The organism is Microbacterium sp. LB12 (genome assembly GCF_037150835.1).
In the GTDB taxonomy this organism is placed as follows: Bacteria; Actinomycetota; Actinomycetes; order Actinomycetales; family Microbacteriaceae; genus Microbacterium.
In genome coordinates, this window is record NZ_JBBCPF010000005.1 from 166,516 (window position 1) to 191,849 (window position 25,334).

The window sequence follows — 25,334 nt, forward strand, 5'->3', positions numbered from 1 at the left end:
CGACCGATGCTGGGTAGCATCGAGTTATGGACCCCCTGCTGCTCGTCGCCGAGTGGTGGTGGATCGCGCCGACGGCGGTCGTCGCGGGAACGGCGGGTGTGATGGGGATACGACGGCACAACAGCACGGCGAACGGACGTCGGCTCGCGGTCGATGCCGCGCGCCACGATCTCCGAGCCGCGCAGCAGATCGCAGCGGAGCGACGTATCGCGTGGAAGGTCGCGCGCGCGGATCTCGCGAGGGTGACCGCCGAGCGAGCCGCGCAGCGTGCCACGGCGGAGCAGGTCGCGGGCGCGCGACGGATGCTGCGCGAGCGGGAGCGCGATGCCAGAGCCGCTTCGGCCGATGTGCGGGCCCGTCAGGTGCGGTTGAACGCCGCGCGGGCCGCGATCCCCTCGGCTTCGGAGCCGCGCCCCGTCGAGCGGCTGAACGCCCTGCACGATGCGGTGACGGTCCGCTGGATGCGGTACGAGACCGACCCCGCCCTGCAGATCGCGTACCCCGCGATGACGGACGTCAAGAATCCGACGACCGCGGCGTACTTCCGCGCCGCAGGGCACGCGACGGATATGCGTCGGGCCGCGGTGGGGCGCATCACCCCGGCGGAGTTCGCCGCCTACCGTGATGCGGTCGCCGAGCTCGAGCGCGCGTTCGAGGCGGCCGAGCACGCGGCGAAGGTGCAGGCGGGCGAGGCCCCGACCACGCCTGCCTGGCAGGATGCCGCGCAGGACATGCTCAGTCGCTCCGCGGAGGCGATCGATCGAGCGGCCGGGGCTGCCGCTGCCGCGCTCTCGTCGTGGGCGAGCCGCAAGAAGCCGGACGACCGCGACGACAAGCGCTGAGTCCGCGCGAACCGCCTGTCAGGCCGACACGGTCCGGGTGCGGATGAGGTCGCGGTACCAGTGCCCGGAGTCCTTGACGGTGCGCTCCAGCGTGTCGAAGTCGACGCGCACGATGCCGAACCGCTTGGCGTAGCCGTATCCCCATTCGAAGTTGTCGAGCAGCGACCACACGAAGTAGCCGCGCAGGTCGACACCACGCTCCATGGCACGGTGCGCGGCCGTGAAGTGCCGGCGCAGGTAGTCGGTACGCAGCGGGTCGGGCACGGATCCGTCCGGGGCGACCTCGTCGTCGAAGGCGGCGCCGTTCTCCGTGACCATGAGCGCCTGCTCCGGGAACTGCTCCGAGAGCGACACCAGCAGCTCCTCGAGGCCCTCCGGCGCGATGTTCCATCCCATCGCCGTATAGGGGCCCGGTTGCTCCACGAACTCGACCAGCCGGTCGCTCCCGGGCCACGCCGTGCCGCCCTCCGTGCCCTTGTGCCCGTCGTGCTGCTGTTGCGGTGTGATGCCGTCCCAGAGCCGCACCGTCGCTGTCGAGTAGTAGTTCACCCCGAGCACGTCGATCGGCTGCCGGATCGTGGCGAGGTCGCCCTCCTGTACGAAGGCCCAGTCGGTCACCGACGCCGTGTCGGCGAGCAGATCCGCGGGGTACTCGCCGCGCAGCATCGGTCCGGTGAACGCCCGGTTGGCGAGTGCGTCGATCCGCCTCATCGCCTCGGCGGCTCCGTCGGCTTCTCCGCGGAGCACGTGGAAGTTCAGGGTGACCGAGTAGTCGGGGTCGCCCGTGGACGTCGCGCGCAGCGCCTGCACCGCACGGCCGTGCGCCAGGTTGAGGTGATGCACGGCCGACAGCGCCGCCGCCGGCTCATGGCGGCCCGGCGCGTGCCCACCCTGCCCGTAGCCGAGATACGCCGAGCACCAGGGCTCGTTGAGCGTGGTCCAGGTGTGCACGCGGTCGCCGAGCGCCGCGCCCATGATCTCCGCGTAGCGCTCGAAGGCGTCCGTCGTCGCGCGCGACGTCCAGCCGCCGGCATCCTCGAGGTACTGCGGCAGGTCCCAGTGGTAGAGCGTCGCCACCGGACGGATGCCCCGGTCGAGGAGCCCATCCACCAGGCGGGAGTAGAAGTCGATGCCGGCACGGTTGACTTCGCCGGATGCGGTGGGGACGATGCGCGGCCAGGCGATCGAGAAGCGGTACGCCTCCAGTCCGAGCTCGCTCATGAGATCGAGATCGTCGTCGACGCGGTGGTAGTGGTCGCAGGCCACGTCGCCGGTGTCGCCGTTCCAGACCTTGCCCGGCGTCTTGCTGAAGGTGTCCCAGATCGAGGGGGTCCGGTCGTCTTCGGATGCCGCACCCTCGATCTGGTACGACGCCGTCGCCGATCCGAAGGTGAAGTGGGCGGGGAAGACGAGTCCGGAACCGCGGTAGTCGTCGCGGGTGGGCGGCACAGGCATTTGCAGGGTCCTCGAGAGCGGTCCAGGGCGACGAGGTCTCGATGGGGGAGGGGATTCGAGACCCCGCCGCCGGCCTAGGTCGTGATGCGGATCTCGGCGATGACCTCGCCGTACTCGGTCTCGCCGACGGGCGTGAAGCCGACCCGGTGGAAGAAGGTCTCCGGGCCGCCCTCACCGGCCTCGTAGATCACGTCGACGTGATCCATGCGGCGGGAGCGGGCCTCGTCGACCAGCGCCTCGACCGCATAGCGGCCGACACCGCGGCCCTGATCGTCGGCGTCGACGTTGATGCGCCACAGTACGGAGCGGAAGTGCTCCTCCGGCGCCTCGGGATCGAAGTTCGCGCTGACGAAGCCGACGACCTCGTCGCCGTCGAGGATAACCCGCTGCCAGGAGGTCTGCGGGTTGATGACGGTCGCTGCGATGCCGTACGAGACGGGCGCAAGGAACTGCTCCTGTCCGGGCTTGAGCGACAGGTTGTTCACAGCGACGATCGTCGCAGCGGAGAGTTCGACCATGCGCAGTTCGGACATGTCACCAGGCTAACCCCTCGCGACGAGCCGGACACGCCCCGGGGGACATTTCACCCGGAGCATCCTCATCCGCCGCCCACCGACAGGCGTCCGGAGCACCCGCGGGCCGCGGGCTCGGAGCCGCTCAGGTATCTTGGTATCGAGACAAATCACCCCGCGAACGGAGAACCTCCCGGTGACCGACGACGCCATCATCTACACGTACACAGACGAGGCACCGGCGCTCGCCACCGCCTCGTTCCTCCCGATCATCCAGGCCTACACCGGCCAGGCCGGCATCGAGGTCGAGACCCGCGACATCTCGCTGGCAGGCCGCATCCTCGCGGCGTTCCCGCAGAAGCTCACGCCGGAGCAGCAGGTCGGCGACGCGCTCGCCGAGCTCGGCGGGCTCGCCACCCTCCCGGAGGCGAACATCATCAAGCTGCCGAACATCTCGGCATCCATCCCGCAGCTCAAGGGCGCGATCGCCGAACTGCAGAAGCAGGGCTTCGACATCCCCGACTTCCCGGACGACCCGACCTCCCTCGAGGAGAAGGACGTCCGCGCCCGCTACGACCGCATCAAGGGCTCCGCCGTGAACCCGGTGCTGCGCGAGGGCAACAGCGACCGCCGCGCCCCGCTCGCGGTGAAGAACTACGCCAAGAAGCACCCGCACCGCAACAAGCCGTTCGCGGAGGGGTCCAAGACCCGCGTCGCGACGCTCGGGCACGACGACTTCAAGCACAACGAGCGCTCCTGGGTCGCCGCCCACGACGACGTGCTGAGCTTCCGTCACACGGCCGAAGACGGCACCGTCACCGTGCTCAAGGAGGGCCTCAAGGTCCTGCCGCGCGAGATCATCGACGCCACGTTCCTCTCCGCCAAGGAGCTCGACGCGTTCCTCGCCGAGACGCTGCAGACGGCGAAGGCCGATGACGTGCTGTACTCCGTGCACCTCAAGGCGACCATGATGAAGGTCAGCGACCCGATCATCGTCGGTCACGTCGTGCGGGCATTCTTCAAGGATGTCTTCGCGCAGTACGGTGACCAGCTCGCCGCTGCCGGCCTGAGCGCGAACGACGGACTCGGATCGATCCTCTCGGGCCTGGCGAACGTCACCGGTGGTGACGAGATCGCCGCCGCGTTCGACAAGGCGATCGCCGAGGGCCCGCGCCTGTCGTACGTGAACTCCGACAAGGGCATCACGAACCTGCACGTGCCGAGCGACGTCATCGTCGATGCGTCGATGCCCGCGCTGGTCCGCAACGGCGGCAAGCTTTGGGGCAAGGAGGGCGAAGAGGCGGACACGCTCGCCGTCATCCCCGACTCCTCGTACGCCGGCGTCTACCAGGCCGTGATCGACGACGTGATCGCGAACGGTCCGCTCGACCCGGCCACGATCGGCACCGTCCCGAACGTGGGCCTCATGGCTCAGGCCGCCGAGGAGTACGGCAGCCACGACAAGACGTTCGAGATCGCCGCGGACGGCATCGTGCAGGTGCTCGACAGCGAGGGCACCGTCCTCATCGAGCACCAGGTCGGCAAGGGCGACATCTGGCGTGCGACGCAGACCAAGCACATCCCGGTGATGGACTGGGTCAAGCTCGCCGTCACCCGTGCCCGCGCGACCGGTGTTCCCGCCGTGTTCTGGCTCGACGCGAACCGCTCGCACGACGCGCAGATCATCGCGAAGGTGCACCAGGGGCTCGCGACGCTCGACACCAAGGGCCTCACGATCACGATCCTGGCGCCCGAGGAGGCCACCCGCTACACGCTCGCGCGCATGCGTCACGGTCTCGACACGATCTCCGTCACCGGAAACGTGCTGCGCGACTACCTGACCGACCTGTTCCCGATCCTCGAAGTGGGCACGAGCGCCAAGATGCTCTCGATCGTCCCGCTGCTCGCGGGCGGCGGACTGTTCGAGACGGGCGCCGGCGGCTCGGCTCCGAAGCACGTGCAGCAGCTCGTCGAGGAGAACTACCTGCGCTGGGATTCGCTGGGCGAGTTCTTCGCTCTCGCGGCGTCGCTCGAGCACTTCGCCGACCGCACCGGCAACGAGAAGGCCCGGGTGCTTGCGGAGACGCTCGACGCCGCGACCGGCACGTTCCTCGAGGAGGACCGGTCTCCGGGTCGTGCTCTGGGCACGATCGACAACCGCGGCAGCCACTTCTACCTGAGCCTGTACTGGGCGCAGGAGCTGGCGAAGCAGACGAAGGACGCCGAGCTCGCCGCGGCCTTCGCGCCGATCGCGGCCACCCTCACCGAGAACGAGGAGAAGATCGTCTCCGAGCTCAACGCGGTGCAGGGTGCCCCGGTGGAGATCGGCGGCTACTACCGCCCGGACGACGCGCTCGTCGAGGCGGTCATGCGCCCGTCCGCGACGCTGAACGGCATCGTCGACGCACTGCGCTGACGAGACGGAGAAGGGGCGGATGCTGCGGCATCCGCCCCTTCTTCATATCCGGAAACGAGGTGAGAAGAAGGTCTCCCACCGCTTTCGCGTGGATCGCGCGTCAGTAGTGGACGGAGATCTCCAGACCCTTCGGCGACCAGTCGTACACGTACTTGGCGAGGTTGATCGGCAGGTTGACGCAACCGTGGCTCATGCGCTGGCCGAAGTTGTTGTGCCAGTACGTGCCGTGGAACCCGATGTTCGGCGCGAACCAGGTGATCCAGGGGACATCCTTGGTGCAGTACGGGGCGCCTTCGTAGCAGCCCATGTCCTGCATGCGAGTGTGCGCGAACACCTTGAAGTTGCCGGTGGGTGTCAGCGTGCCGGGGAGCCCGGTCGAGACCGCCCAGGAGTTCACGACGGCATCGTTCTCGTACAGCGTGGCACGCTGCGTGCTCAGGTTGATGTCGATGTGGCGGTAGAGGCTCACCGTCTCGAACGGCGTCTCGCTCACGCTCAGCGGGTACACCCCGTTGCCGGTCTGCAGCTGCTCGGCGAAGTCGGCCGCGATCTTCGAGGTGTCGCCGACGGAACGACCCGCGACTCCCTCGGTCTCGGCGCGCAGCACGGTGCCCGCCGAGTCGACGATGTTGGTCGCGTTGACGGGGGCGCGATCGACCGCAGCGGGGAGCCCGTCGACCGTGGCCTGGATGGCCTTCGGGTCGGCGTCGATCTTGAGCGTGCCGTCTTCGTCGACGATCGTCAGCCAGCTGGCGACGGTCGCGGCATCGACGGGAACGGTGCGCTCGTCGCCAATGTAGAAACCGGCTGTCGTGATCATCGTGTTGAGTTCGGTCGCGAGCGTCGTCGCGTCGGCGTCGCTCACGGACGGGGATGCCTCCGCCGCATCGCCGGAGTACTCCAGCGCCGTGGAGCCGTCGGCGATCGCGTCGGTGAAGGCGGCCCGGAGAGCGTTGACGTCGATGCCCGTGCCGGTCTCGGACGGCGTGATGACGTAGGTGCCGCTGGCCGCATCGAAGACGACACCGGCATCCACCGGGTCGTCGAAGCTGGTCGGCACCGCGGCGCGCAGTGCGGCATCGGCCTTGGCCGTGTCGAAGGTGATCTCGGCGGGAACCGGATCGCCCATCCAGGCGCCGAGGTTCCACAGCGGGTGCTCGGCGAAGGCCTTGTCGGCCAGTGCGGTCGCATCGACGCTGGCACCGAGGTCGGTTCCGGTGAGCACAGTGCCGTCTCCGTCGCCGGTGAGCGTGACCTCGGTCTGCGCGAGATGGGAGTTGATGGCGTCGGCCGCGGCTCCCGGTGTCATCCAGCCGACGGGGATACCCGCGACGGTCGTTCCGGGAGCGATGAGGATCATCGAGGCAGCGCCTGCGCCGAGGGCGACGACACCGAGGCCGAGGCCGAGGCCGATCCACAGGCCGAGGCGGCGCTTCTTGGGTGCGGGCTCGATGGGGGCCCAGGCCAGCGGCTGCTCGCCGGTGGTGGGCGGGACGATGGCGGTGGGCGCGTCGGTCGAGGAGAGCACCGCGGTGGATGCCGTGTCGTCGCCGTGCGCCTCGGCCGCTTCGCCCGGCGCAGAAATCAGATCGGTCACGAACTTCACCCCCCGGTTCTCAAACGTGTCCTAGCGTTCAATGGTACGGGATGGCGGATAACGGGAAGGCAACGGTCGCCGGACTCACATTGCCTTCCCAGAGGGTCAGTCGACGATGGCGATGCCGTCGATCTCGACCAGCATCTCCTCGCGGGGCAGGCCCGTGAACACCGTCGTGCGCGAGGGCAGGACGCCGTTGGTGGTGTGCGCGGTCACGAAGGCGCCGTAGGCGTCGTTCATGATGGGGAAGTCCTCGCGCTTGGTGAGGTAGACGCGCAGCATCACGACGTCGTCGAACGTGGCGCCGGAAGCCTCGACGATCGCCTTGACGTTCTCGAGCGTGCGGGTGGTCTGCGCAGCGACGTCACCGGGGAAGAGGTACTCGTTGGTCTGCGGGTCGACGGGGCCCTGGCCCGAGACCTGCACGAACGGACCCTTGCGGATCCCCTGGGAGAACGTGTGGGCGGGAGCGGGGGCGGCATCGGTGGAAACTCGGATCTTCGCGGTCATGCCGCCAGCCTAGTAGCCTTGTTAGATGCCTCTACAAATTCCGGATCCCGTTCTCGGCGCCTGGACGAAGGGCTTCCCGGCGCACGCCGCGGGCCTCCGCCTCTCGGAGGTCGCCGGTGCCGACCTGCGCCTGTCCGACCTGGTGACGCCGGTGCTCACGGTGCATGAGGACGCGCTGACGCACAACGAGGAGACGGTGTTCTCGTGGGCGCAGGAGCAGGGAGTGCTGCTCGCTCCGCACGGCAAGACCACGATGGCGCCCGCCCTGTGGCAGCGGCTGTTCGATGCCGGCGCCTGGGCGATCTCGGTGGCCACACCGTGGCAGGCGGAGGTCGCGGTCGATGCCGGCGTCCCGACCGTGCTGATCGCGAACGCCGTCACGGATCCGGCCGCGGTGCGACACCTGGGCGCGCTGCTCGCCGCCGACGAGGGGCTGCGCGTGCTGTGTTGGGCGGACTCGCTCGCCGGCGTCGCGATCCTCGCCGCGGGGATGGGGGAGGCCGCGCGTCCGCTCGACGTGCTGGTCGAACTCGGTGGGGCGCATGGTCGCACCGGCGCGCGCACCGTCGCCGAGGGGGAGCGGATCGCGCAGACGATCGCGGACGCCCCGGGTCTGCGCCTCGCGGGCGTCACCGGATACGAGGGCCCGTTCGGCCCGGACCGCAGCGACGCATCCGTCGCCGCGGTCGATGCGTACCTGCGCACGCTCGTCGAGCTGCACGACCGGTTGGACTACCCCGCGGGTGTCCGGCCGGTGCTCAGCGCCGGGGGCAGTTCTTTCCCGGATCGGGCGGCGGCAGTGCTCTCCGCACGGAACGGCGACGCGGACGTCGTGCTCCGCTCGGGCGCGTTCCAGATCCACGACGACGGCTTCTACTCGCGGATGTCCCCGTTCGGTCCCCTCGTCGGCACGGCGCCGCTGCGCTCGGCGATGCACGCCTGGTCGCGCGTGGTCTCGCAGCCGGAGGACTCTCTGGCGCTGCTCGACGCGGGCCGGCGCGACGTGCCGTTCGATCTCGATCTGCCCGTCCCTCAGTCGGTGGCCGGTGAGATCACCGCACTGAACGATCAGCACGCCTTCCTGCACCTCGCGGACGAGGCGACGGTCGAGGTCGGCGACGTCGTGCGGCTGGGGCTCTCGCACCCGTGCACCGCATTCGACAAGTGGCGGGTGGTCGCCGTGATCGACGATCCCGACGCCGACGACCCCCGTGTGATCGGAGCGGTGGCGACATGCTTCTGAGTGCGGAGAAGGCCGCCGCTGGGCTCGTCCGGGTCTACCGCGGGGCGACGGTCGTCGATGGAACGGGATCGCCGCGTTACGTGGCCGACGTCGCCGTGGAGGGCGCCAGGGTCGTCGCGATCCTGCCCGCCGGAGAAGCGGCATCCGGGGTGCTCGAACTCCCCGAGGGTGCGGTCGAGGTCGCGGCCGATGGGCTCGTCCTCGCACCCGGTTTCATCGACATGCATGCGCACAGCGAGCTCGCCGTGCTGAGCGGCACCGCGCACGAGGCGAAGATCCGCCAGGGCGTCACGACCGAGGTGCTCGGCCAGGACGGACTGGGCTACGCCCCGCTCGACGATGCGACGGCTGCCGTGATCCCCGCCCAGATCGCGGGATGGAACGGTCTGCCGACAGACGCGCCGTGGCGCACGGTGGACGACCTGCTCGTCGCGATCGACGCGGTCGCCGTCGGGAACGCCGCCGTGCTCGTGCCGCAGGGCAACCTCCGGATGATGGTCGTCGGCCACGAGAACCGCCCGGCGACGTCGGACGAGATCTCGCGGATGGCCGACCTGCTGGGTCGGGCTCTGGACGCCGGCGCGTTCGGGATGTCGAGCGGGCTCACCTACACCCCGGGGATGTACGCCGACACGGCCGAGCTCGAAGCGCTGTGCCGCGTGGTCGCCGAGCGTGGCGGCTACTGGGCGCCGCACACCCGCAGCTACGGCGGGGGTGCGCTCGAGGCATACCGGGAAGCTCTCGACATCGGTCGGCGCACCGGCTGCCCCGTGCACCTCACACACGCGACCATGAACTTCACTCCGAATCGTGGGCGTGCCGATGAGCTCCTCGCGCTGATCGACGAGGCCATCGCGGATGGTGTCGACGTCACCCTCGACACCTATCCGTACCTGCCGGGGGCCACCACGCTCGCGGCGCTCCTGCCGAGTCGTCTGGCGGCGACGGGTGATCTGCTGCGCGCCGTCTCCGCTCTTGATGCGGCCGGTCGTGAGGCACTGCGCGTCGAGCTCGAAGAGGTCGGCTGCGACGGATTCCACGGCGAGAAGGCCGACTGGACCCAGATCCAGATCTCAGGGGTGGCCAACCCCGCGCTCGCGGACCTCGTCGGTCGCACCGTCGCGGAGATCGCCGAGGCCACGGGCCACCGCGCGGTCGACGTGGTGGTGGACACGATCATCGCCGACGCCGGAGCCACGGGCATCCTGATGCACATCGGCGATGAGGAGAACGTCCGCGCCATCATGCGCCACCCGCAGCATGCGGGCGGGAGTGACGGCATCCTCATCGGGGCGCGACCGCACCCACGCGGCCGCGGGACGTTCCCGCGCTACCTCGGGCACTACGTGCGCGAGGTCGGCATCCTGACGCTGGAAGAGGCAGTCCGCCACCTCGCGGGAACCCCCGCGCGGCGTCTGGGCCTGGACCGCGGCGACGCCCCCCGTGGCGTCATCCGGCAGGGAGCGACGGCCGACCTGGTGCTGTTCGACCCCGAGACGGTCGCTGCCGGTGCGACGTTCGAGGAGCCCTTCACCGCTCCGCGCGGCATCGTCGAGGTGCTGGTCGGCGGCGTGCCCGTTCTGGTCGACGGTGACATCACGGGTCGCACGCCCGGTCGTGCGCTGCGGATGCCGCCTCCGGCGCACCGGGCGACGGTTCCCCGCGTGGATGCGCGTATCGACCCGGCGGCTGCAGGTTTCGCCTGGACGACGGCGACACCCGTGCTCGCCGCCCCCGAGCTCGCCCCCTCCGCCGCCCGATTGGGTGGGGGATCGCCGGACGACGGCGCTGCTCCGATCCGGCTGCTGGTCGACGAGAGCGTCGGGGCGGATGCCGCATCGGCAGGCCGCATCGGAGCGGAAGCGTTCCGGGTGACGGTCACCGTCTCCGGCGTCGAGATCCGCGGTGCGAGTGCGGCCGGCGTGTTCCGCGGCGCGACCTGTCTGCGCCAGCTGCGCGACCCGGAGGCCGCAGAGGGACTGATCCCGGCTGGGGTCTGGGAAGGTTCGCCCGCATACAGCTGGCGGGGGACGATGCTCGACGTCGCCCGGCACTTCCGTCCCGCCGACGAGGTCCGTCGTCTGATCGACCTCCTCGCCGACCACCACCTCAACGTGCTCCATCTGCACCTCACCGATGATCAGGGCTGGCGTTTCGAGGTGCCGGGGTATCCACGGCTCACCGAGGTGGGTGCCCGGCGGGAGGCCACGCAACTCGGTCACGGTCCACTCGCGACCGTCGAGCCCGGTGTGCACGAGGGTTACTACACGACGGACGAGCTGCGCGACCTCGTGGCCTACGCGCGCGAGCGTTTCGTGACGCTCGTGCCCGAGGTCGAGCTGCCCGGACACATCCAGGCAGGCCTGGCGGCCTATCCCGAGCTGGGCAACCGCGACGTGGGGGAGCCGGTCGAGTCCGCCTGGGAGCGATTCGGGGTCAATCCGCGCACGCTCGCCCCGACCGAGGCATCGCTGGCGTTCGGTCGCGCGGCGATCGATGCGCTGTGCGACGTGTTCGACTCGGAGTGGATCGGGATCGGCGGCGATGAGGTGCCCGTGACGGAGTGGGCGCAGAGCGCGGCCGCCGCCGAGCGGATGGTCGAGCTCGGACTCGCGACGCCGCATGACGTGCAGCCCTGGTTCACCGCACACTTCGTCGCGCACGTCCGCTCTCGTGGCCGCGTGGCGCTGGCATGGGACGAGGTGCTCGAGGGTGACGTGCCCGAGGGGGTCCGCATCCTTGCATGGCGTGGTCCGGTGGCGATGCGCGAGGCCCTGCGCCGTGGCATCGAGGTCGTCGCGTGCCCCGATCTCGAGGTGTACCTGGACTACCCGCAGTCGGAGTCGGAGGAGGAGCCGATCAGAGTCGGTCCGCCACTGACTATCGAGCGCGCCTACACGCTGCGCGTCGAGGACGGGGCGGTGGGCGGACAGGCGAACGTCTGGAGCGAGCACCTGCCCACCCGCGACCGGGTCGACTTCGCGCTGTTCCCCCGTCTGGCGGCGCTCGCCGAACGGCTGTGGGAGGGCGGCGATCCTGCGCCTTTCGCGGACTTCGGGCGGCGCCTGCCGACGCATCTGCGACGCCTCGCGGCGGCAGGGGTGCGGTATCGTCCCCTGGACGGGCCGACGCCCGTTCAGCGGCGGGCGGGAGTGCCGGGGAAGCCCCTCACGATCGAGGCGCGGGAGGCGATCGTCGCGGGGCTGGTCGAGCGTCTCGTCGAGCGCGCGAACTCGGTCGCCGCGGGTGATCGAAAGTAATGTAACGTTTCGGTAACCCTCCCCGCGCGTCTGCGGGGAGAGGTTGCGTAAATTTTGTTCGTAAGGTCTACTAACAAACATGTCCGTTTCGGATGAACCGCGTCCCACATCGCCGTCAGAGTACGCCGGTGCGAATGCGCACGCCTTCGGCCCGGGGCGCCACCTGCGCTCGCGATCGAAGGTGCTTCCCGAGCACGCCCGCGGGCACAACCGTGCGCTCGTGCTGCAGACGCTCTACCACGCCGGCGCGATGAGTCGCGCCGACCTGTCGCGGGAGACCGGACTCACCCGGGTCACCATCTCGGACCTGGTCGCCGAGTTCATCGTCGACGGCATCGTGATCGAGATGGGCGTCCGTGAAGCGGTCGGCCCGGGCAAACCCCCGATCCTCATCGACATCGACCGTGTCGGGCATCAGATCGTCGGCCTCGACCTCTCCGGACCCGATGCCTTCGCCGGCGCCGTCCTGAGTCTCGACGGCGACGTGCTCGAGCGCCGTGAGGTGCCACGCCCGGCATCGCCCGACGGCGAAGCCGCCTACGCCGCCCTCCGCGAGCTCGCCGAGAGCCTGATCGCGGCTTCGACGCAGCCGCTGCTGGGCGTCGGCATCGGGACTCCCGGTGTCGTGCGCCCCGACGGCGTCGTGCTCAGCTCGCCGAACCTCGGCTGGACGAACTTCCCTCTCGAGGCGAAGCTCAGTGTCGACCTCGACCTGCCCGTCCTCGCCCGCAACGATGCCAACGCGGCCGTGCTCGCCGAATACACCTTCGGCGAAGCCAAGGCCGACTTCATGCTGATCAAGATCGGCAAGGGCGTCGGTGCCGGCCTCATCACCGGCAGCCAGCCGCTGCTGGGCAGCCGTTTCGCCGCGGGAGAGATCGGACACGTCGTCGTCGGAACCGACGGCGGCCCGCGCTGCGCGTGCGGCAAGGACGGCTGCCTCGAGGCCTGGCTCAGTGTGAACCGCCTGGGCGCGGCGATCGCGGCGGAGCCCGACACGCGTGACGAGATCCTGCGGGACGCCGGAACGCGCATGGCGATCGCCATCGCCCCCATCGTTGCCGCACTCGACCTCTCCGAGGTCGTGCTCTCGGGGCCCGCCGACCTGCTCGACGGCGTCCTGATCGACGCGGCGATCGAGACGCTGCACGCACGCACGCTCGAGGGCGTCTTCGAGGACGTCGTGGTGCGCCTGACCCACCAGGACGACATCGTCCTGCGCGGAGCCGCCGTGATGGTGCTCTCCGGACAGCTGGGAGTCTCGTGATCGGCGTCTTCACCAGGACCGGCGCGGCGGGGAGCGGCATCCGATGACGGGTGCAGGCACTGCCGACCGTCTCGGTCGGCAGATTCGTGTGGGCCTCGACGTCGGCGGCACCAAGATCGACGCGGTGGCGGTCGACCCGTCCGGAGACATCCGCGGACGACTCCGCCGCCCCACGGGCTGGGGCGATGACGCAGTCGTCGAGAGCATCGTGACGACCGTGGCCGCGCTCGCCGAGGAGTGCGGCTTCCCGCTCTCCGACGTCGGCTCCGTCGGGATCGGCATCCCCGGTCTCGTCGATGCGGACGCCGGTCGCGTCGACCACGCGGTCAACCTCGGCGTGGAGTCCCTCGACCTCGCGGCCCGTGCGGAGCGGGCCCTCGGAGTGCCTTTCCGCGTGGAGAACGACGTGAAGGCGGCCGCCCTCGGTGCTGCCGTCCTCAGTGGTGTGGCCGGGTCGATGGCGTACTTGAACCTGGGGACCGGTGTCGCCGCAGGCATCGTCATCGACGGACGCATCTGGCGCGGCTCGCGCGGCACGGCCGGCGAGGTCGGGCACCTCTCGGTCGACCCGCACGGCCGACTGTGCGGGTGCGGACAGCACGGATGCGTCGAGACCTTCTGCGGCGGTGGTGCCCTCGCCAAGGCTTGGGGGCGTCCCGGCGCGCTGCCGATCCGCGACATCTTCGACGCGGCCGACGCGGGCGACGCGCTCGCTCTGGCCCTCCGTGACGACCTCTTCCACGGGGCGGCGGCAGCGGTGCGGGTGCTCGTGCTCTCCGCCGACGTCGAGACCGTGGTCATCGGCGGAGGTCTCACCGCGCTCGGCGAACGGCTCGAGAACGGCATCCGCAGCGCCCTGCACGCCGGCGCGGAGGCATCGCCGTTCATGCGGTCGCTCCGCCTGGATGAGAGAATCGAACTGCTCCCCGCGGGTTCGCCCGCAGCCGCCTTCGGCGCCGCACTCGTCGGCGCATCCATCACCGAAAAGGAGACCGTTCCGCATGGCTGAGGTCGTCATCGTCGAGAATTCCGAGGCCGCCGGCGCGCTGGTCGCCACCGAGATCCTCGCACTGATCGAACGTCGTCCCGATGCGGTTCTGGGACTCGCCACCGGATCGACTCCGCTGCCCGTGTACCAGGCCCTGCGCTCCACGCTCGCAGGCCGCGACGTCTCGCAGGTGCGCGGCTTCGCGCTCGACGAGTACGTGGGCATCGACCCCGCGCACCCGGAGAGCTACCGCTCGGTGATCACCCGCGAGGTCGTCGAGCCGCTCGGACTCGACCCCGAGCGCATCCATGTCCCCAACGGCGCCCAGGCGACGATCCAGCACGCCGGCGACGACTACGAAGCCGCCATCGAGGCGGCGGGCGGGGTCGACCTGCAGATCCTCGGCATCGGCACCGACGGACACATCGGCTTCAACGAGCCCGGCTCGTCGTTCGCCTCGCGCACGCGCGTGAAGACGCTCACGGAGCAGACCCGTGAGGACAACGCCCGCTTCTTCGACTCGATCGACGACGTGCCGATGCACTGCATCACGCAGGGGCTCGGGACCATCCTGAAGGCGCGCCACCTCGTGCTGCTCGCCTTCGGGGAGGGCAAGGCCGAGGCCGTCGCCGCGGCTGTCGAAGGGCCACTGACGGCGCTGCTGCCGGGCTCGGCGATCCAGCTGCACCCGCACGCGACGATCGTCGTCGACGAGGCCGCCGCTTCGCGCCTCGCGCTCGCCGACTACTACCGCTACACGTTCGCCAACAAGCCCGCCTGGCAGGGCATCTGACCCCCGCCGGACGCCTGCTCAGCCCGCGAGGGCGGGCCAGGCGATCGGCAGCAGATGCTCGACGCTCAGCGGCGCGAGCGGAAGCGTCGCGACATCGGCGGGTGTGATCCAGCGCAGCTCGGCGAGTTCCGCCTGAACCGTGACGGCCGCAGGATCGACCGATGCCGCGAAGGCATCTGCGACGACCCGGTGGCCCGGTTCGTTGGCCGCCGCCGAGACGAACCGGCCGAGCGGGCGCAGGTCGGCCTCGGCGAGCAGCACACCGAGTTCTTCGTGCAGCTCGCGGATCAGCGTCTGGGCCGCGGATTCGCCGGGCTCGGGTTTGCCGCCGGGCTGCATGAACCGGGTCGTCCCGTGCTTGCGCACGACGAGCACGCGGCCGTCGTCGTCGACGATCACGGCGGCGCTCACATGGATGTCAGGCATCGGGGCTGAACACCTTTCCGGGGTTGAGGATGCCGAGCGGGTCGAACACCGCGGCGATCTGACGCTGGAGCATCCACTGGTCGTCGCCGAGCTCCTCGGCGAGCCAACGCCGCTTGAGGACGCCGATGCCGTGCTCGCCGGTGAGGGTGCCGCCCAGGCGGATCGCCGCACGGAACAGGTCGTCTGCTGCCGCCCACACCTGCGGCGGCACCTCGGGCCCCTCGAAGACGAAGTTCGGGTGCAGGTTGCCGTCACCCGCATGGGCGACGGTCGGGATCGTGAGTCCGTGCTCGCGCTCGATGCGGGCGATCTCGTCGAACATCGCGGGCATGGCGCTGCGCGGCACCGAGACGTCTTCGATCAGCGTGGTGCCCAGGGAGGCCATCCCGGCGTGCATCGACCGGCGGATCGCGAGCAGACGCTCGCCCTCCTCGCGATCATGGGTGACGGCCGTGACGCCGCCGTGCGTGCGCAGGATCTCCGCGATCGTGTCGGCTTCGACTCCGGCCGCGGGGCCGTCGGTCTGGATGGTCAACTGCGCGGCTCCCGCGCTCGGGGCGGGGAGGGCGAGGAGCGCGTGCACCGCCGCGAGGCTGGCCGCATCCATCAGTTCCATGATCGCCGGTTGCACGCCCGCTGCGGTCACGGCGGCCGATGCGGCAGCGGCATCGCGTACACCGGGGAACGTGGCCGTCACGGTGCAGGTCTCGCCCTGCACGAGCCGGCGCAGCTTGAGCGTCGCACCGACGACGACACCCAGTGTGCCCTCGGACCCCACGACCAGGGCAGTGAGATCGAGTCCGGTGACGCCCTTCACGCTGCGATGCCCGAGGTGCAGCAGCCGACCGTCGGCGAGCACCAGATCGACCCCGAGCACGGCGTCGCGGACCACACCGTACTTGGCGCAGAGCAGGCCGCCCGCACCCGTCGCGATGTTGCCGCCGACCGTCGAGATGTCGCGGCTCGCCGGATCGGGTGCCCACCACAGTCCGTGGCGGGCGAGCTCGACGTTGAGGTCGGCGTTCAGGATGCCCGGCTCGACCACGGCAAGCAGATCGTCGGGGCGGATCTCGCGGATCGCGGTCATGCGCCGCATCGACAGCACGATCTCACCCGCACCGGCATTGGCCGCCCCGGCGAGACCGGTGCCCGCGCCGCGTACCACGACCGGTGTGCGGGTCTCGGTGGCGATGCGCATCGTCTGCTGGACATGGTCGACCCGCTCCGCGTGCACGACGGCGAGTGGACGGCCCGCCGCGGCATGGCCGGGACGATCGGCCCTGGCCTCTTCGAGCGAGGCCTCGCTGGTGTCGACGATCGCGCCGAGGGACTCCCGCAGGAGGGTGACCACGGTCACGACGGAGCGCTCACGACGCGCGGCTCATGACAGGGCGCGCCGACCGCTGAGGACGCCGGCCACGACGGCCACGAGAGCGAACGCCGTGCCGATCAGGGCCTGCCCCATCGACCACCACGCGATCGTGACACCGACGTAGATCAGCAGTTCGACTGCGGCGCGCAGGAACGGGTGCACGCGCAGGACGGGCCGCGGGGAGAGGAACAGCGCCCAGATCAGGATCACGACGACGGGTGCCCCGATGCCGATGACGATGTTCCAGGGGAGATCCCAGCTGGCGAAGCCCCACAGGGCGAGAGATGCCACCGCGACCACCAGGACGATGGCGCGGACGACGTCGAGCGCGGTGATGACCGGGCGGTCGACGCCGGGGACGGGAGCGGGATCCGAGGACATGGATCCAGTCTATTCGGCGGTGGAGGGGCCTTCGGCCGGGGCGACGGGGGACTCGACGGCGTCGACGGCGGGAGCCTCGGCCGCCGGTGCGGTCTCGACCCGGGCCGCGGCGGGAGCGGCAGGAGCCGTCTCGACGGGAGTCGTGTCCGCAACGGGCGCATCCTGCGCCGGCGCCGACGCGGCGGGTGCGGACTCGGCGGGCGTCGCCTTCTCCACGGAGAGCACGGCATCGTCCGCCGTCGGTGCCGTCTCCACCGGTGCCGGATCCTCGACCGGTGCCGGATCGACGGGCGGCTCTTCGCCAAGGCCGCCGCGCGGCTCGAGCGAGAACAGGGTCGTGTCTGCCGACGGTCCGGGCGCCGACGCGAGGACGTACCGGAACGTGACGGTGGTGACCGTGGCGAAGACGTACTGCGGGACCGTCGGAGTGAGCACGATCGTCCCGGCTCCGGCGGCGTCGAGCACCGCCGTGCCTCCGCCGACAGTGCTGCCGTCGAGCAGGGCTTCGATCGTGGACCCCGGGGCGCCGGTGACAGGAACGGTGTAGACGATGCGGAGGCCGAGCGGGTCGTCGAAGAACTCGACGCTCGCGGTTCCCCACACCGGCGGCGTGGTCGGAGTGGCCGGGTCCACGGGGTCGACGGGGTCGACTGGATCGACGGGCTTCTCCGGCTCCACGGGCGTCGCCGGGTCGACCGGAGTGGTCGGTGGCGTCGTCACCGGCGGCGGTGCGACATCGGGCGCGGCCGTATCCGTCTGCTCCGGAGTGGCCGGCTCGTCGGCCGGGGGAGCGGGCTCGACGGGCGGGACCACCGGCGGCTCGGCGGCGACGGGCTGCTCAAGGCTCATCGCCTCGTCGGGGCCGACGTCGGCAGCGATCGATGACGAGTCCTGATCGCCGGCGCTGGGCAACGAGGTAGCGGGGTTCGCACCCGCGAGCCCCGGGATGATCGCGGCCGCGGCGACGACACCCGCGACGACCAGGGCTGCCGATCCGGCTCCGACGAGCGCGCCGATCCCGGTGAATGCGCCTCCCGAAGAAGCTGCGCCCGAGGACGAACCCGCGGCGCCGCCGGCCGAGCCGCCCGAACCGGCGCCAGCACCTCCGGCGCCGCCCGCGGCGATCCCGGTCGCTGCCTGCACCGCGCCGCCGTCTCCGCCGAACACGGCACCGGGGATGGTCGAGGCGCCGCCCGCGAGCGCGACGATCGGAGCGCCGCCGCCCTGCAACGTGGCGAGGTATCCCGCGGCGCCGGTGACGCCCAGCACGAGCGGCAGCAGCACGAGTGCGAGGCGGGTGGAGACGTCCTTCGCCTCGGCGGCGACGATCATGCACCGTGCGCACTCGTCGAGGTGGACTTCGAGTCGCTTGTGATCGCGAGTGCTCAGGTTACCGCGGGAGTACGCGCCGAGGTGCTCGATCGTCCACTGGCATTCGGAGCCCTCGGCCGCGCTGCGCAGGTGCGCCTGGATCCAGGCCTCGCGCAGACCCTCACGGGCGCGGAACGCCAGCTGCGACACCGCGCCGGCCTTCATCCCGAGAAGGGGACCGACCTCCTGCGGCTTCATCTGCTCGATCTCGGTGTACCAGAGCACCTCCTGCCAGCGGGAGGGCAGGCTGCGGAAGGCCTGTGCGGTCAGGCTGCGGTCGAGTGCCTCGTTCGCCGCCTGGTCGGTGGTCTCGGGATCGGCGACCGCGTCGAGCTCGTCGATCGCGGTCTCTCGGCGGGAGCGACCCCAGCCGGCCGCGGTGTTGCGGATGCTCGTGAAGAGGTAGGCGCGGAAGGAGCCGTTGGGCCCGCCGCCCTTGACGATCGCCTGGTAGATGCGGGTGTACGCCTCCTGGACCAGGTCGTCGGGGTCGATCGAGGACGTGACGGAGCGGGCGACCGAGAGGCCGGACGGATAGTGGCGGCGCCACAGTTCACCGAAGGCCTCCGTGTCGCCCGAGCGGGTGCGGAGGATCAGGTCGGCGTCGCCGACCGATTCGTCGTGAGTCGTCTTCTCTTCGTGCACAATCATCCATCTGTCGCGGGACGCAGATGCGCCTCCACAGGAAGAGACGCGTGAGAGCGCCACTCATCACGCGACGTCACCATTCTCTCGCGAATCTCCCAGGGAAGCCACCCTTCCGCGGAATTCCGAGCCGATCCCCGGGGGAAGATCAGCCCGCGGAGAACTTTCTCGAAGATTTTCGAGAAGTCGCGTAATGAATCCGGGAGACCACCGTCTCATCCCATAGAGACAGCCGTATGGATCCCACCGGGGGGCGGGATCCAGGCGCTGGTGCGGGGGGTAACTGCACCAGGAGGGCGGTTCGGGAGCCTCGGGGGAGGAGTGCCCGGCCCCCCATCTCTCGAGGGGGGACTGAGGCCGCCGATCTGGGGAACGGCGGCCTCCCATCCCTCACCCACGCATGACCGGAGAGCGCAGAGCTGCGCGTCGCTCGCCGAGCCGTCCTTCTAGAAGACGTGCAGCCGTGGACCCGACCACACGCGTGCGACGCGCAGCTCCGCATCCAGCAGCACGGCATCGCCGATCAGGCCCGGGCGCAGAGCGCCGAGCGCGGCGTCGCGGCCGATCGCCCGCGCCGGAGTCTCCGTGAGCGCCGTGACCGCATCGGCGAGCGCCACTCCCGCCTGGACGGCCCGCCGGAGAGCGACGTCCTGCGTCAGCGTCGATCCGGCGATCGACCCGGTGTCATCGGCACGGGCCACGCCGTTCTCGACCGTCACGCTCACGGCGCCGAGGTCGTAGTGGCCGTCGGCGCTTCCCGCCGCCGCCATCGCGTCCGTGATCAGGGCGACCCGACCGGGGGCGGCGTCGAACACCAGCTTGATCACGTGCGGGTCGAGGTGCACGTTGTCGGCGATCGCCTCCAGCACCACGCGATGATCCGCCGCCGCGGCGAGAACCGGCCCCGGAGCGCGGTGGTGGATGCCGGGCATGGCATTGAACGCATGCGTGAGGATCGAGGCTCCGGCGTCGAACGCGGCGACCGTCATCTCGGCGTCCGCGTCGGTATGACCCACGGCGGCGGCAGACCCGGCGGCCACGATCTGGCGGATCGCCTCGAGCCCGCCCGGCAACTCGGGGGCGATCGTGACCTGACGGATCGTGCCACGGCCGGCTTCCAGCAGGCGGGCGACGTCCGCGGCGGCGGGGTGCCGCAGCAGGGACGGCTCGTGCGCGCCGTGGTGGCCGGGGTCGAGGAACGGTCCTTCGAGGTGCGACCCGAGGATGTCGGCGTCGGTCTCGGTCAGCTCGGCGATGAGCGCCACGCTCTGCGCGAGTGAGTCCAGGGAGGCCGTCACGAGCGAGACGACCGCGCGTGTGGTGCCGTGCTCGCGGTGCAGCGCGCGTGCGGTGCGGATCGCATCCACACCGTCGTCGAAGGCCGCACCCGCACCGCCGTGCCCGTGGATGTCGATGAAGCCGGGCGTCAGCAGGGCGCCGGGCCCGGCGACGGAGGTCGCATCCACGACCTCGTCGGCCGCCGCCCAGTCCGTTCCGATACCACGTGCGGCGACGAGGCCGTCCTCGATGCGGACCCAGCCGTCCTCGACGATCTCACCGCGGTCGATGATCCGGGCGGAGTGGATGACCAGCGAACCTGTCGCGGAGGAATGGGTGCTCAACGTGCGCTCCAGGGAATCTCGGATGCGGGGTGGAAATCGACCCCCTCAGCCTTCCACAGCGGGGCGAGCGAGCCGACCCGCACGCGGAACGACTCCCAGGCGCGCTCCGGACCCTCCTTCGGCGACCACGCGATCTCGGCCTGTGCTGCGGCCCGCGGGAAGACCAGCTGCTCCACCTCGGAGAGGGTGCGGGTCGTCTCCGACCACAACGGGGCCTCGACACCGAGGATCGCGGTGTCCGGCACATCGAGGACGGCGGTCGGCTCCCACTCGTAGGCGGAGCGGACGTCGATGATCGCGGCCCAGGTGAGCCCGAGGGGGAAGTCCTCGCTGTACTTCATGTCGAGGTACGTGACGTTGGCCGCCGACATGATCAGCGCGCCGCCGCGCGCGACGAAGTGCTCGGCCTCTTCGGCGTGGGTGCCCTCCGGCGTGGTCTTGCCCCAGTACTGCCCCACGGTGCCCTCGGCGATGTTCGCCGCCGAGCCCATCTCGTGCCAGGCGACGGGAGTCTTGCCCGCCTCCACGACGATCGCGGTCGCCCGCTCCGCGAACAGGTCGAAGTCGGCCTGCGGGGTGCCGAGGGACTCGTCGCCGCCGATGTGGATGTAGGGGCCGGGGGTCATCTCAGCAAGCTCGCGCACCACATCGCGCACGAAGTCGTAGGTGCGCTCCTCGTGAATGCGCACGCTGGAGTGCCCGACGCCCCACCCGAGGTAGGTCTCGCCCGCGACGGGGAGTGGCTGACCGAGGCGCTCGGAGTCGGCGACGAGATTGTCGTTGAGCACGGGAGCCTCGACGAGTTCCGGGTAGGCGACGCCGATCGCGTGGGTGTGTCCGGGGAGGTCGATCTCCGGGATCACGATCATGTGCCGGGCGGCCGCGTACGCCACGATCTCGCGGTAGTCGTCCTTCGTGTAGAAGCCGCCGGGGTCGCCGTTCGCCGAGGTCGCGGACGACAGCTCGGTGAGCCGCGGCCAGGAGTCGATGTGCACGCGCCAGCCCTGGTCGTCGCTGAGGTGCAGGTGCAGGTGGTTGAACTTGAGGGCGCTCGTGCTGTCGATGAACCTCTTCACGTCGTCGACGCCGAAGAAGTGCCGCGCGACGTCGAGCATGACGCCGCGCCGGGCGAAGCGCGGGGAGTCGGCGATATCGGCGCCGAGCAGCGACCAGCCGTCGTCGTCCTGTCGCAGCAGCTGCAGCAGGGTCTGGACGCCGTAGAAGACGCCGGCCTCGTCGGCGCCGACGATGACCGCGCGGTCGCCGATCTCCAGCGTGTAGCCCTCGGGGGCGGAGGATTCCGCGTCGATGATCAGCTCGATGTCGGCGGGCGCCGTCTCGACGGGGGAGAGGCGGAGGCCGGTGCGGCTCTCGATCGCCTCGATCAGCAGGGCCACGGCGGGCGAGGAGCCGAGCACGCGCGTCGTCGCGGTGATCGGCATCCGTGCCTCTCGTGCGACGGCGGAGACGGGCACGGGGACGAGGGGAAGAGGATGAGGAAGGACCATGAACAAAACCTACCCGTCGCAGTCGTCCAGCGGAATGGTGGATGTCGAATCGATTCTGTGCCGGTCGCGGGGGAGTGCCCGCGTTCGATGCCGTGTGCATCGGCTATGCTCGTAACCGTCGCGACTGGCGTCTGGGTGGACTACCACCGGGGAGCGACTGACCACGGAATTCGACCGCGCGCCTGGGCCGATAGGAACACCCCTTTCGAATCCGTTGTCAAAGGAGCACGTCATGACCGACCGTTACTTCAACGCCCCGCTTTCCGAGGTCGACCCGGAGATCGCCCAGGTCCTGGATCGCGAGCTGAAGCGTCAGCAGACCTTCCTCGAGATGATCGCCTCGGAGAACTTCGTGCCGGTCTCGGTGCTGCAGTCGCAGGGGTCCGTCCTCACCAACAAGTACGCCGAGGGATACCCGGGTCGCCGCTACTACGGCGGGTGCGAAGAGGTCGACGTCGCCGAGTCGCTGGCGATCGAGCGGGCGAAGAGCCTGTTCGGCGCCGAGTTCGCGAACGTCCAGCCGCACTCCGGCGCCTCCGCGAACGCCGCGGTCCTGCACGCGATCGCCCGGCCCGGCGACACGCTCCTCGGCCTGTCCCTCGACCAGGGCGGCCACCTCACGCACGGCATGAAGATCAACTTCTCGGGACGCCTCTACGACATCGTCGCCTACGGCGTCGACCCCGAGACCTCGACGATCGACATGGCCGAGGTGCGTCGTCTCGCGATCGAGCACAAGCCGAAGGTCATCATCGCCGGCTGGTCGGCCTACCCCCGCACCATGGACTTCGCGGCGTTCCGCGAGATCGCCGATGAGGTCGGCGCACTCCTCTGGGTCGACATGGCGCACTTCGCCGGCCTGGTCGCCGCCGGGCTGCACCCGAACCCGGTGCCCCACGCACACGTCGTCTCCTCGACCGTGCACAAGACGATCGGCGGCCCCCGCTCGGGCTTCATCCTCACCAACGACCCCGAGCTCGCCAAGAAGATCAACACCGCGGTCTTCCCCGGCCAGCAGGGCGGTCCGCTCATGCACGTGATCGCCGCCAAGGCCACCGCGTTCAAGCTCGCCGGCACGCCGGAGTTCAAGGAGCGCCAGGAGCGCGTGCTGCGTGGTGCGAAGCTGATCGCCGAGCGTCTCTCGCAGCAGGACGTGAAGGACGCCGGCATCGCGGTGCGCTCGGGCGGCACCGACGTGCACCTCGTGCTGGTCGACCTGCGCGACGCCGAGATCGACGGCAAGCAGGCGGAAGACCTCCTCCACGACATCCACATCACCGTGAACCGCAACGCGGTCCCGAACGACCCGCGTCCGCCGATGGTCACCTCGGGTCTGCGCATCGGCACCCCGGCGCTCGCGACCCGCGGCTTCGGCGACGCCGAGTTCACAGAGGTGGCCGACATCATCGCGCTCGCGCTGCTCCCGGGCGCCGACGTGGACGCGCTGCGTGCCCGCGTCGACACCCTGGCCGCCGCGTTCCCGCTCTACCCGGACCTGCAGCAGTGACCGCGAAGATCCTCGACGGCAAGGCCGCAGCCGCGGCGATCCGTGCCGAACTGACCGAGCGGGTCGCCGCGCTGAAGGCCAAGGGCATCACCCCGGGCATCGCGACCGTGCTGGTGGGCGCCGACCCGGCGTCGCAGCTCTACGTGGGGATGAAGCACCGGCAGTCCGAGGGCATCGGGATGAACTCGATCCAGCGCGAGCTGCCGGCCGATGCCACACAGGCCGAGGTCGAGGCGCTGATCGACGACCTCAACGCCGATCCCGCCTGCCACGGGTACATCGTGCAGCTGCCGCTGCCGAAGCACCTCGACACCGACGCGATCCTCGAGCGGATCGATCCGGCAAAGGACGCCGACGGTCTGCACCCGACGAACCTCGGGCGCCTCGTGCTGAACGTCAACGGGCCGATCCACACCCCGCTGCCGTGCACGCCGCGGGGTGTGATCGAACTGCTGCTCCGCAACGACTACGACCTCAAGGGCAAGCACGTCGTGGTGGTCGGGCGCGGAGTCACGATCGGCCGCTCGATCGGTCTGCTGCTCACGCGTCGCGACCTGAACGCCACGGTCACGCTCACGCACACGGGAACGGTCGACATGGGCCGCTACCTGCGTGAGGCCGACGTGATCGTCGCCGCGGCCGGGGTGAAGCACCTCATCCGTGCCGAAGACGTCAAGCCGGGCGCCGCGGTGCTCGATGTCGGCGTCACCCGTGAGACCGACGACGAGACCGGCAAGAGCCTGGTGTTCGGCGACGTCGCCCCCGACGTGGCGGAGGTGGCGGGATACCTCTCCCCGAACCCCGGCGGTGTCGGCCCGATGACGGTCGCCCTGCTCATGACCAACGTGGTGGAGGCGGCGGAACGGCTCGTCTGACCCGCGCCGAAGCCTCGCACAACGACAGAAACGTCGCAGGGATCCCCGGGATTCCTGCGACGTTTCTGCGCTTCTGCGAAGTTCTCGCTCGGTCAGCCGAGCTCGTCGAGCATGCGGCGCTGCTCCGCCGTCAGGCCGTCCTTGAGCTCTTCGCGAGCGGCGGCGGTCTCGGGAGTCTCCGGCGCAGGTGACGCGGCGGCGGAAGACTGCGCGCCGCTCTTCACCCGTGCCTGCGCGGAGTCGTAGATCTCGCCGACCTTGGCGTGCAGGCGGTCATCGATCCGGTCGTAGATCATCCACCCGGTGAGCAGGGCGATCGGCGGGAGCACGAAGCCCCAGAAGCTGGACACCCGCACACCGCTCAACCACACGGTCAGCACCCACACGATGAGCTCGACGAGGTAGACGAGCACGTACTGCACGACCTTCTCACCGGCCTTCGTCCGGTCGGCGGCCGACTTCGCGGCGGACTTGCGGAACGCCCGGGAGAGCAGGGGCTTCACGAACAGGGTGGCGAGGGTCAGGACGACGGATGCCCACAGCGCATTCCATCCGACCGAGGCGCCGGGCAGGAGCAGGCCGATCAGGAGCAGCACCGCCACGTTGAACACGTAGAGGGCGACGAACCGGACGATTCCGTTCTTCATGCGACCAGAATCCCACATCGTCGGGGGTCCGGGCGAGGCGATCTCGCCGCCGTAAACTGAACCCCGGCGACCCTGCCACCCCCTCCGCGCCCCGGGA

General features: G+C 70.3%; 20 protein-coding genes and 1 riboswitch. Of the genes, 9 read left to right on the forward strand and 11 right to left on the reverse strand.

Going from position 1 to position 25,334, the window contains the following annotated elements; all coding sequences use genetic code 11:
* Positions 1-26: 26 nt before the first annotated feature.
* Positions 27-842: a hypothetical protein gene (locus tag WFM69_RS11005; RefSeq protein WP_337004557.1), complete on the forward strand. Its 816-nt coding sequence runs from the start codon at positions 27-29 to the stop codon at positions 840-842.
* An 18-nt stretch (positions 843-860) separates the two neighbouring features.
* Here WFM69_RS11005 and WFM69_RS11010 read toward each other — a convergent pair whose 3' ends face one another.
* Both WFM69_RS11010 and WFM69_RS11015 read right to left on the reverse strand, forming a co-directional pair.
* Positions 861-2,297, reverse strand: coding sequence for a GH1 family beta-glucosidase (locus WFM69_RS11010; protein ID WP_337004559.1), 1,437 nt, complete (start codon positions 2,295-2,297; stop codon positions 861-863).
* 74 nt (positions 2,298-2,371) lie between these two features.
* Complete coding sequence (locus WFM69_RS11015; protein WP_337004561.1) at positions 2,372-2,830, reverse strand: GNAT family N-acetyltransferase; 459 nt, start codon at positions 2,828-2,830, stop codon at positions 2,372-2,374.
* A gap of 175 nt (positions 2,831-3,005) precedes the next feature.
* On the opposite strand from WFM69_RS11015, the gene WFM69_RS11020 reads away from it, so the two are divergent.
* A complete protein-coding gene (locus tag WFM69_RS11020) occupies positions 3,006-5,225 on the forward strand; it encodes an NADP-dependent isocitrate dehydrogenase (protein WP_337004563.1) in 2,220 nt (739 codons plus the stop codon).
* Between the two features lie 100 nt (positions 5,226-5,325).
* On the opposite strand, the gene WFM69_RS11025 is transcribed toward WFM69_RS11020, so the two are convergent.
* Both WFM69_RS11025 and WFM69_RS11030 read right to left on the reverse strand, forming a co-directional pair.
* Entirely contained in the window at positions 5,326-6,822 is a 1,497-nt protein-coding gene (locus tag WFM69_RS11025; RefSeq protein WP_337004565.1) for a L,D-transpeptidase family protein, read from the reverse strand.
* Between the two features lie 105 nt (positions 6,823-6,927).
* Complete coding sequence (locus tag WFM69_RS11030; protein ID WP_337004567.1) at positions 6,928-7,332, reverse strand: RidA family protein; 405 nt, start codon at positions 7,330-7,332, stop codon at positions 6,928-6,930.
* Between the two features lie 25 nt (positions 7,333-7,357).
* Between WFM69_RS11030 and WFM69_RS11035 the strand changes: the two genes are divergently transcribed.
* The 5 genes from WFM69_RS11035 to nagB all read left to right on the forward strand — a co-directional run bounded on the left by WFM69_RS11035 (position 7,358) and on the right by nagB (position 14,883).
* Complete coding sequence (locus WFM69_RS11035; protein WP_337004569.1) at positions 7,358-8,575, forward strand: amino acid deaminase; 1,218 nt, start codon at positions 7,358-7,360, stop codon at positions 8,573-8,575.
* The gene (locus WFM69_RS11040; RefSeq protein ID WP_337004571.1) at positions 8,566-11,835 is read left to right on the forward strand and encodes a family 20 glycosylhydrolase; all 3,270 of its coding nucleotides are present in this window, start codon (positions 8,566-8,568) and stop codon (positions 11,833-11,835) included. Before WFM69_RS11035 ends, WFM69_RS11040 begins: the two co-directional genes overlap by 10 nt.
* A gap of 79 nt (positions 11,836-11,914) precedes the next feature.
* On the forward strand, positions 11,915-13,102 hold the full coding sequence (locus WFM69_RS11045) for an ROK family transcriptional regulator (RefSeq protein WP_337004573.1): 1,188 nt from the start codon (positions 11,915-11,917) through the stop codon (positions 13,100-13,102).
* A 43-nt stretch (positions 13,103-13,145) separates the two neighbouring features.
* The gene (locus WFM69_RS11050; protein ID WP_337004575.1) at positions 13,146-14,111 is read left to right on the forward strand and encodes an ROK family protein; all 966 of its coding nucleotides are present in this window, start codon (positions 13,146-13,148) and stop codon (positions 14,109-14,111) included.
* Complete coding sequence (gene nagB, locus WFM69_RS11055; RefSeq protein ID WP_337004577.1) at positions 14,104-14,883, forward strand: glucosamine-6-phosphate deaminase; 780 nt, start codon at positions 14,104-14,106, stop codon at positions 14,881-14,883. The genes WFM69_RS11050 and nagB overlap by 8 nt, the downstream gene beginning before the upstream one ends.
* 18 nt (positions 14,884-14,901) lie before the next feature.
* Here nagB and WFM69_RS11060 read toward each other — a convergent pair whose 3' ends face one another.
* The 6 genes from WFM69_RS11060 to WFM69_RS11085 all read right to left on the reverse strand — a co-directional run bounded on the left by WFM69_RS11060 (position 14,902) and on the right by WFM69_RS11085 (position 22,208).
* Positions 14,902-15,309, reverse strand: a complete 408-nt coding sequence (locus WFM69_RS11060; protein WP_337004579.1) for an NUDIX hydrolase — start codon at positions 15,307-15,309, stop codon at positions 14,902-14,904.
* Complete coding sequence (locus WFM69_RS11065) at positions 15,302-16,666, reverse strand: FAD-binding oxidoreductase (RefSeq protein WP_337004581.1); 1,365 nt, start codon at positions 16,664-16,666, stop codon at positions 15,302-15,304. The genes WFM69_RS11060 and WFM69_RS11065 overlap by 8 nt, the downstream gene beginning before the upstream one ends.
* A 24-nt stretch (positions 16,667-16,690) precedes the next feature.
* The gene (locus WFM69_RS11070; RefSeq protein ID WP_337004583.1) at positions 16,691-17,062 is read right to left on the reverse strand and encodes a YrdB family protein; all 372 of its coding nucleotides are present in this window, start codon (positions 17,060-17,062) and stop codon (positions 16,691-16,693) included.
* A 9-nt stretch (positions 17,063-17,071) separates the two neighbouring features.
* Positions 17,072-19,078 (reverse strand): sigma-70 family RNA polymerase sigma factor, encoded by a 2,007-nt coding sequence (locus WFM69_RS11075; RefSeq protein ID WP_337004585.1) that lies wholly within the window; start codon positions 19,076-19,078, stop codon positions 17,072-17,074.
* Between the two features lie 446 nt (positions 19,079-19,524).
* The gene (gene nagA / locus WFM69_RS11080; protein WP_337004587.1) at positions 19,525-20,700 is read right to left on the reverse strand and encodes an N-acetylglucosamine-6-phosphate deacetylase; all 1,176 of its coding nucleotides are present in this window, start codon (positions 20,698-20,700) and stop codon (positions 19,525-19,527) included.
* Positions 20,697-22,208, reverse strand: coding sequence for a family 20 glycosylhydrolase (locus WFM69_RS11085; protein ID WP_337004589.1), 1,512 nt, complete (start codon positions 22,206-22,208; stop codon positions 20,697-20,699). The genes nagA and WFM69_RS11085 overlap by 4 nt, the downstream gene beginning before the upstream one ends.
* 110 nt (positions 22,209-22,318) lie before the next feature.
* Positions 22,319-22,403: riboswitch (ZMP/ZTP riboswitch) on the forward strand.
* Between the two features lie 37 nt (positions 22,404-22,440).
* Between WFM69_RS11085 and glyA the strand changes: the two genes are divergently transcribed.
* The gene (gene glyA / locus WFM69_RS11090; protein ID WP_337004591.1) at positions 22,441-23,715 is read left to right on the forward strand and encodes a serine hydroxymethyltransferase; all 1,275 of its coding nucleotides are present in this window, start codon (positions 22,441-22,443) and stop codon (positions 23,713-23,715) included.
* Entirely contained in the window at positions 23,712-24,590 is an 879-nt protein-coding gene (locus tag WFM69_RS11095; RefSeq protein WP_337004593.1) for a bifunctional methylenetetrahydrofolate dehydrogenase/methenyltetrahydrofolate cyclohydrolase, read from the forward strand. The genes glyA and WFM69_RS11095 overlap by 4 nt, the downstream gene beginning before the upstream one ends.
* Positions 24,591-24,682: 92 nt before the next feature.
* Here the strand turns inward: WFM69_RS11095 and WFM69_RS11100 are convergent, their stop codons facing one another.
* On the reverse strand, positions 24,683-25,237 hold the full coding sequence (locus WFM69_RS11100; protein ID WP_337004595.1) for a hypothetical protein: 555 nt from the start codon (positions 25,235-25,237) through the stop codon (positions 24,683-24,685).
* Positions 25,238-25,334: the final 97 nt, after the last annotated feature.

Excerpts from the sequence above, each read along its gene's own strand:
- WFM69_RS11005 (WP_337004557.1), top strand. The coding sequence starts at position 27 with ATGGACCCCCTGCTGCTCGTCGCCGAGTGGTGGTGGATCGCGCCGACG.
- WFM69_RS11010 (WP_337004559.1), bottom strand. The coding sequence starts at position 2,297 with ATGCCTGTGCCGCCCACCCGCGACGACTACCGCGGTTCCGGACTCGTC.
- WFM69_RS11015 (WP_337004561.1), bottom strand. The coding sequence starts at position 2,830 with ATGTCCGAACTGCGCATGGTCGAACTCTCCGCTGCGACGATCGTCGCT.
- WFM69_RS11030 (WP_337004567.1), bottom strand. The coding sequence starts at position 7,332 with ATGACCGCGAAGATCCGAGTTTCCACCGATGCCGCCCCCGCTCCCGCC.
- WFM69_RS11035 (WP_337004569.1), top strand. The coding sequence starts at position 7,358 with ATGCCTCTACAAATTCCGGATCCCGTTCTCGGCGCCTGGACGAAGGGC.
- WFM69_RS11040 (WP_337004571.1), top strand. The coding sequence starts at position 8,566 with ATGCTTCTGAGTGCGGAGAAGGCCGCCGCTGGGCTCGTCCGGGTCTAC.
- WFM69_RS11045 (WP_337004573.1), top strand. The coding sequence starts at position 11,915 with ATGTCCGTTTCGGATGAACCGCGTCCCACATCGCCGTCAGAGTACGCC.
- WFM69_RS11050 (WP_337004575.1), top strand. The coding sequence starts at position 13,146 with ATGACGGGTGCAGGCACTGCCGACCGTCTCGGTCGGCAGATTCGTGTG.
- nagB (WP_337004577.1), top strand. The coding sequence starts at position 14,104 with ATGGCTGAGGTCGTCATCGTCGAGAATTCCGAGGCCGCCGGCGCGCTG.
- WFM69_RS11060 (WP_337004579.1), bottom strand. The coding sequence starts at position 15,309 with ATGCCTGACATCCATGTGAGCGCCGCCGTGATCGTCGACGACGACGGC.
- WFM69_RS11070 (WP_337004583.1), bottom strand. The coding sequence starts at position 17,062 with ATGTCCTCGGATCCCGCTCCCGTCCCCGGCGTCGACCGCCCGGTCATC.
- WFM69_RS11085 (WP_337004589.1), bottom strand. The coding sequence starts at position 22,208 with ATGGTCCTTCCTCATCCTCTTCCCCTCGTCCCCGTGCCCGTCTCCGCC.
- glyA (WP_337004591.1), top strand. The coding sequence starts at position 22,441 with ATGACCGACCGTTACTTCAACGCCCCGCTTTCCGAGGTCGACCCGGAG.
- WFM69_RS11100 (WP_337004595.1), bottom strand. The coding sequence starts at position 25,237 with ATGAAGAACGGAATCGTCCGGTTCGTCGCCCTCTACGTGTTCAACGTG.